We start from the raw sequence: 12323 nt of genomic DNA, 5'->3' as shown, positions 1-12323 counted from the left end.
CCGCGCCCGTCTGCTTATCCGAACCTGTCGTCCTGGGGCCGCCCCTCCCGCGGCCGCGTCCACTGCATGACGAAGCAGGTCGGTACGGCGACCGGCGGGTGCTGGGCGCGGAACTCCGTCGGGGAGCACCCGACGATGCCGGCAAAGGTGCGGCTGAAGGTGCCCAGGCTGGCGAAGCCCACGTCGAAGGAGATCTGGGTGACCGGGCGCTCGGTCTGCCGCAGCAGCGTCATCGCCCGCTCGACCCGGCGGCGCTGCAGGTAGCGGTGGGGCGTCTCGCCGAAGACCTCCTTGAACACGCGCGCGAACCGGGACGGTGACAGGTGGGCGATCCGGGCGAGCGAGGGCACGTCGAGCGGCTCGGCGTACCGCCGGTCCATCGCGTCCCGGGCCCGGAGCATGCGCCGGTTGGTGTCCTCGCGCGCGGCCTGCTGGTCGTCGGTGCCTGCGTCGGTCACGACGAGTCGCCGAGCTCCTGGAACAGCGTCAGCTGCAGGCCCGCAGGTCCCTCGAGCCGGGAGTTCAGGGAGTCCCACGGTGTCCGGGTGGGCTCGGCGACGAGCTCGGCGCCGGCGGCGACCAGCTCGTCGGTGACCACGGATGCGTCGGCGACCTCGAAGGCGACCCGCAACCGCGGGGCCACCCGGCGCCCCACCTCGACCCGGTCGATCATCGCGACCTGGGCCGGGTTCGACAGCTCCAGCGTCGCCCGCCCCACCTCGAGGATCGTCACGCTCTCGCCGTCCGGCCCGTCCACGACCAGCTCCTCGCCGGCACCGAGCACGTCGCGGTAGAAGGCCACCGCCTCCTCGTAGTCCTCGGCCTCCACGACCAGCCTCATCTGCAGCACGCGTCCCACCCGCATCTCCCTCCGCTCGGGTCTGGTGCCCAGCGTCCCACTACCGCAGGGGGACGAACCGGTAGCCGCCGTGACGTGTCACCACGGCACCGGGGTTGGTGACCCGGAGCATGGTGCCCCCGACCGGGATCACCATCACCGCCTCGTCGGCGAGCTGGTCGACGAGCTCCTGCGGCAGGTGACGGGGCTCGGCGGAGACCAGGATGCGGTCGTACGGCGCACCGGCCGGCCAGCCGAGGACGCCGGGGTCGGCGGCCCGGATCGAGGCCCACACCTGACCGGTGCGCGCGAGGTTTGCCGAGCCGAACGCCACGAGGTCCGGCTCGAGCTCCACGCCGGTCACCTCCCCACCCGGTCCGGTGAGGTGGGCCAGCAGGGCGGTGGTCCACCCCGAGCCGGAGCCGACGTCGAGCACCCGCTGCTCCCGGCGTACGTCGAGCAGGCGCAGCATCGCCTCGACCGTCCGCGGCTGCGAGTTGGTCTGACCGTGGCCGATCTCCAGCGGTCCGTCGAAGGGCGCGCGCCGGCGGAGCGCCTCGGGCAGGAACCCCTCCCGCGGCCAGGCCTCGAAGGCGTCGGCGACGGTGTCCATGCCTCGACCCTCCCTCTCCCGGCGCCCGCAGGCAATGCCGCGGAAAATGCCTCGCCCGCGGGCTGACGGGGCCCTACCCTCGCGCCGTGGACAACGCACACCGACTCCGGTCCGTCGTGGCCGTGCTGATCGTCGCCAACCTGGTGGCCGCCGTCGTCGCGGTCCTCGTCAACTGGCCCGGCCAGTTCGGGGCGGTCCGGACCGACGCGAGCGACGGCGTGGTCCTGGAGGGCACGGCGATCTCGGCGCCGCTGCTCGTCGTCGTGCTGTGGCTGCTGGCGTTCTTCCTGGTGACCCGCCGCGACGGGTGGGCGTGGGTCGGTGTCGGCGCGGCCGGCGTGTCCGCGGTCGCGGTGTGCATTGGCGGTCTCGGCGAGCTCGTCGCCGACGGCACGCCCGAGACACCCAAGACCGTGCTGGTGGCCTCCGGCATCGTCTGGACGGTCGTCGCGATCGTCCTCGCGACCCTGGTCGCAGCGGTCGTCCGCGAGCGCCGCCGCTCACCCCTCCCGGGCTGACCTCGCCGACGGTCGGGGATCCGTGGCAGGGTCGTGCCGTGACTGACCGTGCGCCCGTGCCCGAGGAGCTGGTGCGCCGTATCGGCGCGATCATCAACCCCCTGCCGGAGGCCTACGAGGAGCCGGCGTGGACCGGCACCCGGTGGCGGGTCGGGCAGGCCACGATCGCCCACGTCTTCGGGGGCGAGGACCAGCTGCTCCGGATCACCTTCCGCGCCGAGCCCGACGAGGTGATGGCCTTCGAGCACCTGGGGTCGCCGTACTTCCGGGTCTCCTGGGGGCGCAACGTCGTCGGCATGCTGCTCGACGACCACACCGACTTCGCCGAGCTGGCCGAGCTGCTGGTCGACTCCTACTGCGTGCAGGCACCGCAGCGGCTGGTCGACCGCGTCGACCGGCCAGCAGCCGGGTAACGCAACCGCGATGTCGCTCCCGGTACGTCCCAACGTCCCGGGAGCGGCACGAACGTGGCGTTACCCAGTCCTCACGACGACTGCAGGAAGGGCGGCTTCGGGAAGAACAGCGGCACGCGCGCGGCGTACTCGTCCCAGCCCGGCCGTTCCGACATGGTCTTCTCCAGCAGCCTGGCGCCGGTGACGTTGCGGATGAAGTGCGTCATCGCGATCGGTGCGACCACCGTCAGCAGGCCGGGCAGCCAGCCCGACGCGAGCCCGCCCGCCAGCCAGATGCCCCACCAGACGCAGGCGTCGCCGAAGTAGTTCGGGTGCCGGGTCCAGCCCCACAGCCCCTGGTCCATGACCGGTGGCCGATCGTCCTTCGGCCGCTCCTTGTACGCCGCGAGCTGGGCGTCGCCGACGGTCTCGAAGAAGAACCCCACGCCCCACACCGCGACGCCCGCACCCACCAGCCACCAGGTCCACACCGAGGTCGCCGCGGCCGCCTGCAGCGGCAGCGAGATCACCCAGGCCGCCAGCGCCTGCACCAGGAACACCTTGCGCACCGCCGTGCCGAAGCCACCGCCGTCGAGCAGCTCCTCGTAGCGCGGGTCCTCCTCGCCGGAGCCGGCCCGGCTGCGGATGTGCCAGGCCAGGCGCAGCCCCCACACGCCGACCAGCGCTGCCAGCAGCCAGCTGCGCAGCACGTCGTCGTCGGCCAGCAGGGCGCAGACGAGGGCAACCACGACGAAGGCGAGGCCCCAGGCGATGTCGACCACCGCCACCCGTCCGACCCGGCGCGACCACAACGCCGTGGCGGTCATGAGCAGAGCCACCGCGCCCAGCGACGCAGCGGCGACGGGCCAGAAGGCACTCACCAGCGACGCACCCGCTCCAGGGTGTGGTCGGCGCCCGGCCTCACGCAGAGCATCTGGTCGACTCCCATCCGTCCGTCCCGGAAGGTCAGCATGCCTCCGACGAGGTAGAGCCGCCAGACCCTCGCCACCTCCTCGCCGACGAGGTCGACGAAGGCGGGCAGGTTGGCCTCGAAGGTGTCCAGCCACGCGCCGACGGTCCACACGTAGTGCTCACGTATGGCGTGCACGTCGCGCACCTCGAGCCCCCCGCGCTCGAGCAGCGCCACGGTCTCGCCGACCGGCCGCATGTGCATGTCGGGGGCGATGAAGGACTCGATGAAGGGCCCACCCCCTGGCCACCGTCCCCGAGGCCGCGACATCTGCTGGACCAGCACCCGGCCGCCGGGCCGCACCGCGCGGCGCAGCACCTCGACGTACGTCGGGTAGTTTCCCTCCCCGACGTGCTCACCCATCTCCAGCGACCCGACGGCGTCGAAGTGGTCGCGCTCGGGCACGTCGCGGTAGTCCTGGAGCCGGATCTCGACCCGGTCCTCCAGCCCGCGCTCCGCGATCCGGGAGTCGATGAACCGCTTCTGCTCGGTCGCGATGGTGACCCCGGTGACGTGCGCTCCGAAGTGCTCGGCGGCGTGCAGGGACAGCGAGCCCCAGCCACAGCCGACGTCGAGCATCCTCGCGCCGGGCTGGAGGCCGAGCTTGCGGCAGACCAGGTCGAGCTTGTCGCGCTGGGCGTCGGCGACGGTGTAGCCGGGCTCCCGCGAGGTCCAGTAGCCGCACGAGTAGGCCATCGCCGGGTCGAGCAGCATCGCATAGAACTTGTTGGACAGGTCGTAGTGGTGGCTGATCGCCTCCACGTCGCGCAGCTTGCTGTGGAGGCGGCCGCGGATCCGGGCCTGGGACGCCGGGGGTGCCGGGGGCCGGCCGAGCAGCTTGAGGTCGGCCGCGGCCCGCACCGCGGCGAGCAGCGCCGAGGGCGTGGGCCGGCCACCGAGGCCCCGCTCGCGGGCGACGTCGAAGGCGTGGGTGAGCGCGGCGCCCAGGTCGCCGTGGACCTCGAGCTCGCCCGTGACGTAGGCCTGCGCGGCACCGAGCTCGCCCGGGTGCCACAGCATCCGGCGTACGGCGTCGGGGGAGCGGAGCTCGACCTCGGGCGCGTCCGCGGGACCGGCCACCGAGCCGTCCCAGGCCCGCAGCCGCACCGGCAGCTCACCACCCACGAAGGGGCGGAGCGCCGCTGCCAGGCGCCCGGCGACCCCGGTCGCGGTCTGCGTGTCGGTGGTCGTCACGCGTGGCCCTCCCGGGTCAGCACCAGCTGGTGGACGTCGAGGTAGCCCGAGGAGAACCCGGCCCGGCTGTACTCGAGGTAGAAGTGCCACATCCGGCGGAAGACCTCGTCGAAGCCGAGCCCCGTCACCTGGTCGTGGGCGGCGCGGAACCGCTGGTCCCACTGCCGCAGCGTCTCGGCGTAGTGCTTGCCGAAGGAGAAGCGGTCGGCCACGCGGAGCCCGGTCGACTCCCGGGTCACCTGCTCGATGACCTCCACCGACGGCAGGAAGCCGCCGGGGAAGATGTACTTGTTGATCCAGGTGTACTGGCCCTTGGTCGCGAGCATCCGGTCGTGGGGCATCGTGATCGCCTGGATCCCGACCCGGCCGCCCGGCGCGAGCATTTCGTCGATGGTGGAGAAGTACGACGTCCAGTACTCGTGACCGACCGCCTCGATCATCTCCACCGACACGACCGCGTCGTACTGGCGCCCCGGGTGGTGGGTCGTGACGTCGCGGTAGTCGCACAGCTCGATCTCGACGAGGTCGGAGAGGCCCTCGGCGGCGACCCGGTCGAGCGCCAGCTCCAGCTGCTCGCTGGAGAGCGTGATGGAGTGGACGTGGGCGCCGCGGCGGGCGGCGCGAAGGGCCAGCTCTCCCCAGCCGGTGCCGATCTCGAGGACCCGGCTGCCGGCGCGGACGCCGGCGACGTCGAGGAGCCGCTCGACCTTGCGGACCTGCGCCTCCTCGAGGTCGTCGTCGGCCACCGGCCGGCCGTCGTTGCCGGTCTCGAAGAGCGCCGAGGAGTAGCTCATCGTCGGGTCGAGGAAGAGTCGGAACAGGTCGTTCGACAGGTCGTAGTGGTGGGCGATGTTGCCGCGGGAGTTGCTCCGGTCGGGGCGGTGGCGGTGCGGCGTCCTCGCCACGACGAGGGCCCGGGCCCGCTGCAGCCGGTCGGGCACCAGGGTGGCGATGCGCTCGGCCAGCACGGTGAGGAACCCGCCGAGGTCGGGGGCGTCCCACGCGCCGGTCAGGTAGGCCTCGCCGAACCCGATCAGTCCGTCGCGACCGATCCGGGCGTAGAACTCCTCAGGGCGGTGGACGCGCATCACGGGCCCGCCGCGGCCGAGGATCTCGCGCCGGCCGGGGCCGGCGGTGATCTCGACGCTCACGTCGAGCCGGGAGACGGCGGCCCGGAAGAGCCGTCGGGCCACCGGCGAGGCGATCGCGTTGCGCGGGCCGCCCGGCAGCTCGAAGAGGCCGGGCCAGTTGGAGGTCTCGGGGCGGGCGGGGCTGAGCGTCATCGGGACACCCCTTCCTGGTGGTGGGCGGGACGGGGTCGGACGGGCAGGCGGCGCACCCACAGCCAGATGCCGTGGGCGCGGATGAGCAGAGAGCTGCGGAGCGCGGCCGGAGCCGCGCGCAGTGGCGAGGTGGCGGTGGCGGCGCCGGCCAGCGAGGCGCTGAAGCGGGCGCCGTCGTCGCTGTGCAGCGTCACCGCCACGTCGAGCCGGTCACCCGGCTCCGGGACGGCGAGCTCGTAGTGGCCGTCGGTGCCGTGGAACGGCGAGACGTACATCTGCTTCTCGGTGCGGGCACGCCCCTGCTCGTCGGGGTGGACGAGGTAGGCGTGGCGGTCGCCGTAGGTGTTGTGCACCTCGACGACGGTCGCGCGCGGCGCGCCGTCGGGGCCCGAGCACCAGAACACGCTGATGGGGTTGAAGCAGTAGCCGAAGGCGCGCGGCATCGCCGCCATCAGCACTCGCCCGCCGTCGAGCGAGACGCCGTGGCCGTCGAGGAACGCCTCGACGTTCTCGCGGATCGTGCGGTCGGGCTCGCCGAGGTGGTCGCGCGCCTCGAACCGGGCCAGCACGCCGTGGTCGGGAAGGTCGTCGACGTCGACCAGCCACGTGTGGGACCGGTGGGTGAAGGTACGCCGGAACGGCTGGCGCCGCGTGTGGGTGATCGTGGTCGCGTAGATGGTGCCGCCGCGCTGGTCGACCGTGTCCCCACGCTGGTCGAGCCTGTCGAGACCGCCCCCGCGCTGGTCGAGCCTGTCGAGACCACCCTCGTCCCACGAGAACCCCAGCCGCTCGGCGGCCTCCAGCCCCGATCGCGCACCGTCCTCGTGGAAGCCCCAGCCGTGGTAGGCGCCGGCGAAGGCCAGCCGGTCGGTGGAGATCTCCGGCAGCCGGGCTCGCGCCGCCACCGACGTCGGGGTGTAGAGCGGGTGGGCGTAGTCGCGGTGGGCGATCACCGAGTCGGGGTCGACGAGGTCCTCCCCGCCGAGCGTGACGAGGTAGTGCTGCTCGGTCGGCAGCCGCTGCAGCCGCGTGAGGTCGTAGGTCACGGTGACCTCGCCGGCACGCCCGGCGACGCGACGGAAGTTCCACGAGGCTCGCGCGCCCTCGGCGTCGGGCAGCAGCGAGGCGTCGGTGTGGAGCATGGCGTGGTTGCGCGAGTAGGGCAGCGCCGTGAGCAGCTCGCGCTGCAGGCCGGTCGGCTCGGCGAGCATCGCCAGGGCCTGGTCGGGGTGCGTGGCGATCACGCAGGCGTCGTACGTCGTGGTGGCGCCGTTGCCGTCGGTGATCTCGACGCCGCTGCCGGTGTCGAGCACCGAGGTCACCTTGGTGCCGAGCCGGACGTCGTCGAGCTGCGCGGCGACACGCTCCACATAGGTCCGTGAGCCGCCGGTGACCGTCCGCCAGGTGGGTGAGCCGAAGACGCTGAGCATGCCGTGGTGCTGGAGGAACGTGAACAGGTAGCGGGCGGGGTAGTCGAGCGCCACCGCCGGGTCGCAGGACCACACGGCTGCGACGAGCGGCTCCATGAAGTGCCGCTCGAAGTACGCCGAGAACCGGCCCGCGGCCAGGAAGTCGCGCAGCGTCGTCTCGTGCTCCACGGCGGTCGGGCCGGCAGCCAGCAACCGTCGGGCGCGGCGGTGGAAGCGGGGGATCTCGCCCAGCATCCGCAGGTAGCGCGGGCTGCGGAGGTTGGCCGAGGTCGGGAACAGGCCTCGTGCGCCCAGGGCGCCCGCCCACTCCAGACCGGTCTCGTCGTCGCTGACCGAGAGCGACATCTCCGACTCCTGCGTCTCCACCCCGAGCTCGGCGAAGAGCCGCAGCAGCGTCGGGTAGGTGCGCCGGTTGTGGACGATGAACCCGGTGTCGATGGCAAGCCCGTCCACGTCGTGGGTGTCGGCGTGGCCGCCCAGCCGCTCGTCGGCCTCGAGGAGCGTCACCCGGGCAGTGCGCGACGCGACGTGGGCCGCGACGAGCCCGGACACGCCCGAGCCCACCACGGCGACGTGCCGTGTCGATGAGGTGTCCATCACGCGTTCTCGAAGCTGATCGTGGTGACCGGTGGCAGGGTCGGCTCCTCCGAGCCGCCCTCGGGCTCGACGGTGATGCCGAACCCGATCGCCGTCGCCGGGTCACCGTCCAGCACGACCTCGGCCTCCCCGCCCGACATCAGGCCGGCGGCCACCATGCCGACGTCCTCGTGGTCGAGCCAGAGCTCGTAGACCTTGCCGGAGGGTGCCTGCGGCATGTCGTCGGTGATGAGGACGGCCTTGTTGAGCTCGCGGGAACGGATCACCGTCGCCGTCGCGCCGCCGTCGAGCTGCTGGGTGAAGGTCTCGGCGTCGTCGGCCTGGGCGATGCGCTCGGCAGCGGTGAGGGTCTGCTGCGTCTCGCCGCTCTCGTCGGCCCACGGCTGGACGATCGCGGCTCCCGCACCGAGGGCGATCACCACCGCTGCTGCTGCCACCAGGACGAGAGACGGGCGAAATCGACGCCTCCGGGCGGCGTCCAGCCTGGACACGACCGGCGGCAGCGGCCGGACCGTGGCGATGTCGTGGAGGACCTGGTCGCGCAGGGAGGGTGGCGGCGTCACCGCGGCCGTCGCGCCGATCAGCGACGCGGCCTCGCGGAGACCGGCCACCTCGGACTGGCAGGCGGCGCACTGGGCGAGGTGCTGCTCGAACGCGGCCCGCTCGTCGTCGTCGAGCGCGTCGACGGCGTAGGCGCCGACGAGGGCGTGTGCATCAGTCATTGGAAAGCCACCCCCATGGCGTCGCGCATCCGGATGAGTCCGTCGCGGATCCTGGTCTTGGCGGTGCCGACCGGCAGGTCCAGCATGGTCGCCACCTCCGTGTGCGTGTAGCCGCCGAAGTAGGCCAGCTCGAGAGCCTCGCGCTGGACGGCGGTCAGTTCCTTCATGGCCGAGCGGACCCGGCCTGCTTCCAGTGAGGCCTCGGCGGCCTCGGCGGTCGCGTCGTGGGCGACCTTGACGTTGTCGTGGTGGTAGGAGGTGTCGCGCCGGCTGGTGGCCTCCGCAGCCCGGACCCGGTCGACCGCCTTGCGGTGGACGATGGTCAACAGCCAGCCGACGACGCTCCCGCGCTTGTCGTCGTACCGCGATGCGGTGCGCCAGACGTCGAGGAACGCCTCCTGGGTGACTTCCTCGGCCTGGGCCGGATCGCGGACCACCCGCAGGGCGAGTCCGTAGGCCCTCGCCGACATCGCGTCGTAGAGCGAGGCGAAGGCCTGGTGGTCACCCCGGGCCGAGCGCTTGAGCAGCTCGACCAGGCGTGCGGTCTCCGGCGCCCCCGCGTGGGGGGCGCCGTCGGGCACTGGTTGCAGGTGGTCCACGATCCGATCCTTGCGTGTCAGACCTTCGGGGGGAAGGTCAGGGCATCAGGACGGTGTCGATGACGTAGACCGTGGCGTTCGCCGTCGGGATGTTCCCGCACAAGACCGCGGCCTCCTCGTCGCCGATCGTCGCCTCCTCGCCGGAGCCGTTGATGGTGATCATGTCGCCGTTCAGCGTCTCGAACTCACCGGAGAGCTGGTCGGGCGAGATCTGCTCGGGGACCACGTGGTGGGTGAGCACCTGGGTGAGCGTGTCCTTGTCCTTCAGCAGGCCGTTGAGCTCCTTCTTGCTGAAGGCCTCGAACGCCGGGTTGGCGGGCGCGAAGACCGTCAGCGCCTCGGCGGAGTTCAGCGGCTCGACCAGCTCGGCCTCGCCGACGGCGGTGACCAGCGTGGTCAGCAGCGGGTTGGCGCTCGCGGCGGAGGCGACCGGTGCGGTGGCCATGCCCTCGAACGAGCCGTCACCGTCGGTCGGCACCTGGGCGCAACCCTCGCCGTAGGTCTGGGCCTGGGCGCCCATCTCCTCGGTCTGCTCCTCCTCGGTGGGAGCCTCCGAGGTGGGCTCGGACCCGGTGTCGGCCGCCGGCTCCTCGTCGGCGCCGCAGGCTGCCAGCCCGAGCGACATGGTCAGGGCAGCGGCCGCGAGGCCGGTCATGCGGAACGTCGTGCGCTTCATCGGAGGAAACCTTCCGTCTGTGTCAGTCAGGGACGTGGGGTGTTCGGTGCTGCTACCGGGACGGATTGCCCCGATCGCCGCGTTTTGTGGGGGTTTTACGCAACACGGACGATGATCGACTGGTAGCCGCTCGAGCCGTCGGGGAACGGCTGGGCCTTGGCGGGCGTCTGGACCTCGCCCTCGCGGGTGACCGCGCGGACGGCCAGGGTGTGCTCGCCGGACTCCGCGTTCCACGGGAAGAACCACTGACGCCAGTAGTCGACGCCGGCGGAGGGGCCGAGCTCCGCCTGCTGCCACTGACCGCCGTCGATCTGCACCTCCACCGTGCCGATGCCGCGGTCCTGGGCCCAGGCGACCCCGCCGATGAAGGTCTCACCGGCGTCGATCTCCTGGAACGACTTGGGGGTGTCGATCCGGCTGGAGATCTTGATGGGGGCGTCGGTGGCCCAGCCGCGCTCGGTCCAGTACGCCTGCTGCTCGTCGTAGGTGGTCAGCGTCATCTTCGTCATCCACTTGCAGGCACTGACGAAGCCGTAGAGGCCGGGCACCACCATCCGGACCGGGAACCCGTGCTCGCGGGGGAGGGCGCCGCCGTTCATGCCGATGGCGATCATCGCGTCGCGGCCGTCGGTGGCGACCGACAGCGGGGTGCTGATGGTCATGCCATCGACGTCGGTGGCGAGGATCTGGTCGGCCGTGTCGCCCACCCCGGCCATGTCGAGCACGTCGGTGAGGCGGACCCCGAGCCAGCGCGCGCCGCCGACGTAGGGCCCCCCGACGTCGTTGGACACGCAGGTCAGGGTGATGTCCCGCTCGATGAGGTCCATCTTCGTGAGGTCCTCGAAGCTGAGGCGCAGCTCCTCCTCGACGTCACCGTCGACCACCAGCTCGTAGCCCTCGATGTCGAGAGTCGGCAGCGTCAGCCGGGTGTCGATCCGGTAGAAGTCGGCGGTCGGCGTGCGGAACGGCGAGATGCCGGGAACCTTGTCGCCGAGACCGTCCGGGAACGCGGGGGCGGGGTCGGTGGGTGCGGGCAGCGCGACCTCGGCCGGGGACGAGCGGCGCAGTCCGCCGACGAGCCACCCCGCACCACCAGCGACGGCGGCGGCGGCCGCGGCTGCGCCCGTGGCGACGAGCACGCCGCGCCGCGTCGGTCCGTCCGCCTCCCCGGAGGCCGCAGGGGAGGCGCTGCGGGTCAGCCACCACAGGGTGGCGACGCCGGCCAGTCCCGTGGCGAGCGCGGGGAGCGCGTCGGTCACGCCGGCAGTGGGCCGCAGCAGGGCCATGACGCCGGCCACGGCCACGAGCCCGACGAGCACGCCCGCGCCGAGGACGAACCGGCGGCGCGCCAGCACACCCCCGATGGCGGCCAGGAGGGCCGCCCCGGCCATCACCGAGCCGATGAGGATGGGCTTGTCCGCCGTCCCGAAGGTCTGGACGGCCCACTCCTTCACGGGCGTGGGGGTGAGGTCGATGACGGTGGAGCCCACCGCCACGACGGGGGAGGACGCGGGGTCGAGGAGCGAGGCCACGAGGTGGCCCACCGCCATGCCCACGAGTGTCGCGAGGATTCCGAAGCCGGCGTACGGCAGACGTTGTCGCATACCCGTGGTTCGTCAGCCTGCCGGTCCCGGATGGGTGACGGTGGGTCGCGCCACCCGCGTCCCGTGACCGCGGCGTGCGACAGGATGGCGGCCATGACCGACACCACCGAGCTGGTCCACCTCGACGTCAGCGACCTCGACGGGGGCGGCCTGGCCACGATCACGCTGGACTCGCCGCACAACAAGAACGCGCTGAGCCGCCAGCTCGTGAGCGAGCTGCGGGGCCACCTCGAGGCCGCCGCCGCCGACTCCGACGTCCGGGTCGTGCTGCTCCGCTCCTCCGACCGGGTCTTCTGCTCCGGCGCCGACCTGTCCGAGGCGACCGCGGACGGCATGGAGGAGGGCGCCCGCCGGATCGTCGAGCTGCAGCGGCTGATCGTCACCATGGACAAGCCCGTGGTGACCGAGGTGCTCGGCGCCGTCCGCGCCGGAGGCATCGGCATCGTCGCCGCCAGCGACGTCGCCGTCGTCGCCGAGGACGCCACCTTCGCGCTGACCGAGGTCAAGCTGGGCCTCGCCGCCGCGATCATCAGCCTCACCGTCCACCACCGGATGACTCCCCGCGCCGCGGCGCTCACCACCCTCGGCGGTGAGGTGTTCAGCGGCACCGAGGCGGCGGCCTACGGCCTGGTGACACGAGCCGTGCCGGCTGATGCCCTCGCCGACGAGGTACGCCGGGTGTGCGGCTCGCTCGCGACGGGGGCCGCCCAGGGGCTGCGCGAGTCCAAGGCCATCCTCAACCGCGACCTGGTCGCCCGGATCGACGAGCACGGCGAGGACATGGCCGCCCTCAGCGCCCGGCTCTTCGCCAGTGACGAGGCACGCGAGGCGATGACGGCGTTCCTGCAACGCAAGCGGAAGAGCTAGGCAACCATCTGCCCCGCCCG

Annotated in this window: 14 protein-coding genes; 3 read left to right on the top strand and 11 right to left on the bottom strand. The window is 72.5% G+C overall.

What is annotated here, in order from left to right; genetic code table 11:
• Positions 1-14: 14 nt before the first annotated feature.
• The 3 genes from K6T13_RS16505 to K6T13_RS16495 are packed head-to-tail and all read right to left on the bottom strand — an operon-like array spanning position 15 to position 1451.
• Positions 15-458: a helix-turn-helix domain-containing protein gene (locus tag K6T13_RS16505; protein ID WP_249423837.1), complete on the bottom strand. Its 444-nt coding sequence runs from the start codon at positions 456-458 to the stop codon at positions 15-17.
• Positions 455-865 (bottom strand): VOC family protein, encoded by a 411-nt coding sequence (locus K6T13_RS16500; RefSeq protein ID WP_222895607.1) that lies wholly within the window; start codon positions 863-865, stop codon positions 455-457. Before K6T13_RS16500 ends, K6T13_RS16505 begins: the two co-directional genes overlap by 4 nt.
• 34 nt (positions 866-899) lie before the next feature.
• Positions 900-1451 (bottom strand): protein-L-isoaspartate O-methyltransferase family protein, encoded by a 552-nt coding sequence (locus K6T13_RS16495; protein ID WP_222895606.1) that lies wholly within the window; start codon positions 1449-1451, stop codon positions 900-902.
• Positions 1452-1537: 86 nt separating this feature from the next.
• Here K6T13_RS16495 and K6T13_RS16490 point away from each other — a divergent pair, with 86 nt between their 5' ends.
• Together K6T13_RS16490 and K6T13_RS16485 are read left to right on the top strand one after the other, a co-directional pair.
• Positions 1538-1969 (top strand): hypothetical protein, encoded by a 432-nt coding sequence (locus tag K6T13_RS16490; protein ID WP_222895605.1) that lies wholly within the window; start codon positions 1538-1540, stop codon positions 1967-1969.
• 38 nt (positions 1970-2007) lie between these two features.
• Complete coding sequence (locus K6T13_RS16485; protein ID WP_222895604.1) at positions 2008-2382, top strand: MmcQ/YjbR family DNA-binding protein; 375 nt, start codon at positions 2008-2010, stop codon at positions 2380-2382.
• A gap of 71 nt (positions 2383-2453) precedes the next feature.
• On the opposite strand, the gene K6T13_RS16480 is transcribed toward K6T13_RS16485, so the two are convergent.
• The 8 genes from K6T13_RS16480 to K6T13_RS16445 form a co-directional block, all read right to left on the bottom strand.
• Positions 2454-3242 (bottom strand): DUF1295 domain-containing protein, encoded by a 789-nt coding sequence (locus K6T13_RS16480; RefSeq protein ID WP_249423836.1) that lies wholly within the window; start codon positions 3240-3242, stop codon positions 2454-2456.
• Positions 3239-4525 carry an SAM-dependent methyltransferase gene (locus tag K6T13_RS16475; RefSeq protein ID WP_222895603.1) on the bottom strand — a complete coding sequence of 429 codons (1287 nt, stop codon included), beginning with the start codon at positions 4523-4525 and terminating at the stop codon, positions 3239-3241. The genes K6T13_RS16480 and K6T13_RS16475 overlap by 4 nt, the downstream gene beginning before the upstream one ends.
• Positions 4522-5808, bottom strand: a complete 1287-nt coding sequence (locus K6T13_RS16470) for an SAM-dependent methyltransferase (RefSeq protein WP_222895602.1) — start codon at positions 5806-5808, stop codon at positions 4522-4524. The genes K6T13_RS16475 and K6T13_RS16470 overlap by 4 nt, the downstream gene beginning before the upstream one ends.
• The gene (locus K6T13_RS16465; RefSeq protein ID WP_222895601.1) at positions 5805-7835 is read right to left on the bottom strand and encodes an FAD-dependent oxidoreductase; all 2031 of its coding nucleotides are present in this window, start codon (positions 7833-7835) and stop codon (positions 5805-5807) included. Before K6T13_RS16465 ends, K6T13_RS16470 begins: the two co-directional genes overlap by 4 nt.
• On the bottom strand, positions 7835-8557 hold the full coding sequence (locus K6T13_RS16460) for an anti-sigma factor (protein WP_222895600.1): 723 nt from the start codon (positions 8555-8557) through the stop codon (positions 7835-7837). The genes K6T13_RS16465 and K6T13_RS16460 overlap by 1 nt, the downstream gene beginning before the upstream one ends.
• On the bottom strand, positions 8554-9156 hold the full coding sequence (gene sigK, locus K6T13_RS16455) for an ECF RNA polymerase sigma factor SigK (protein WP_222895599.1): 603 nt from the start codon (positions 9154-9156) through the stop codon (positions 8554-8556). The genes K6T13_RS16460 and sigK overlap by 4 nt, the downstream gene beginning before the upstream one ends.
• Positions 9157-9193: 37 nt before the next feature.
• The gene (locus tag K6T13_RS16450; protein ID WP_222895598.1) at positions 9194-9832 is read right to left on the bottom strand and encodes a fasciclin domain-containing protein; all 639 of its coding nucleotides are present in this window, start codon (positions 9830-9832) and stop codon (positions 9194-9196) included.
• 95 nt (positions 9833-9927) lie between these two features.
• Positions 9928-11436, bottom strand: a complete 1509-nt coding sequence (locus K6T13_RS16445; protein WP_222895597.1) for a molybdopterin-dependent oxidoreductase — start codon at positions 11434-11436, stop codon at positions 9928-9930.
• Positions 11437-11529: 93 nt separating this feature from the next.
• Here K6T13_RS16445 and K6T13_RS16440 point away from each other — a divergent pair, with 93 nt between their 5' ends.
• Positions 11530-12303, top strand: a complete 774-nt coding sequence (locus K6T13_RS16440) for an enoyl-CoA hydratase-related protein (protein ID WP_222895596.1) — start codon at positions 11530-11532, stop codon at positions 12301-12303.
• Positions 12304-12323 lie beyond the last annotated feature (20 nt).

Source organism: Nocardioides coralli, from assembly GCF_019880385.1.
GTDB lineage: Bacteria > Actinomycetota > Actinomycetes > Propionibacteriales > Nocardioidaceae > Nocardioides > Nocardioides coralli.
The sequence above is the reverse complement of the archived record's forward strand: the minus strand, read 5'-3'. Positions and strand labels throughout refer to the sequence as shown.

Bases quoted from the DNA above. Each gene is read 5' to 3' on its own strand.
- K6T13_RS16495 (WP_222895606.1), bottom strand. From the start codon at position 1,451: ATGGACACCGTCGCCGACGCCTTCGAGGCCTGGCCGCGGGAGGGGTTC.
- K6T13_RS16500 (WP_222895607.1), bottom strand. From the start codon at position 865: ATGCGGGTGGGACGCGTGCTGCAGATGAGGCTGGTCGTGGAGGCCGAG.
- K6T13_RS16460 (WP_222895600.1), bottom strand. From the start codon at position 8,557: ATGACTGATGCACACGCCCTCGTCGGCGCCTACGCCGTCGACGCGCTC.
- K6T13_RS16470 (WP_222895602.1), bottom strand. From the start codon at position 5,808: ATGACGCTCAGCCCCGCCCGCCCCGAGACCTCCAACTGGCCCGGCCTC.
- K6T13_RS16450 (WP_222895598.1), bottom strand. From the start codon at position 9,832: ATGAAGCGCACGACGTTCCGCATGACCGGCCTCGCGGCCGCTGCCCTG.
- K6T13_RS16445 (WP_222895597.1), bottom strand. From the start codon at position 11,436: ATGCGACAACGTCTGCCGTACGCCGGCTTCGGAATCCTCGCGACACTC.
- K6T13_RS16465 (WP_222895601.1), bottom strand. From the start codon at position 7,835: ATGGACACCTCATCGACACGGCACGTCGCCGTGGTGGGCTCGGGCGTG.
- K6T13_RS16440 (WP_222895596.1), top strand. From the start codon at position 11,530: ATGACCGACACCACCGAGCTGGTCCACCTCGACGTCAGCGACCTCGAC.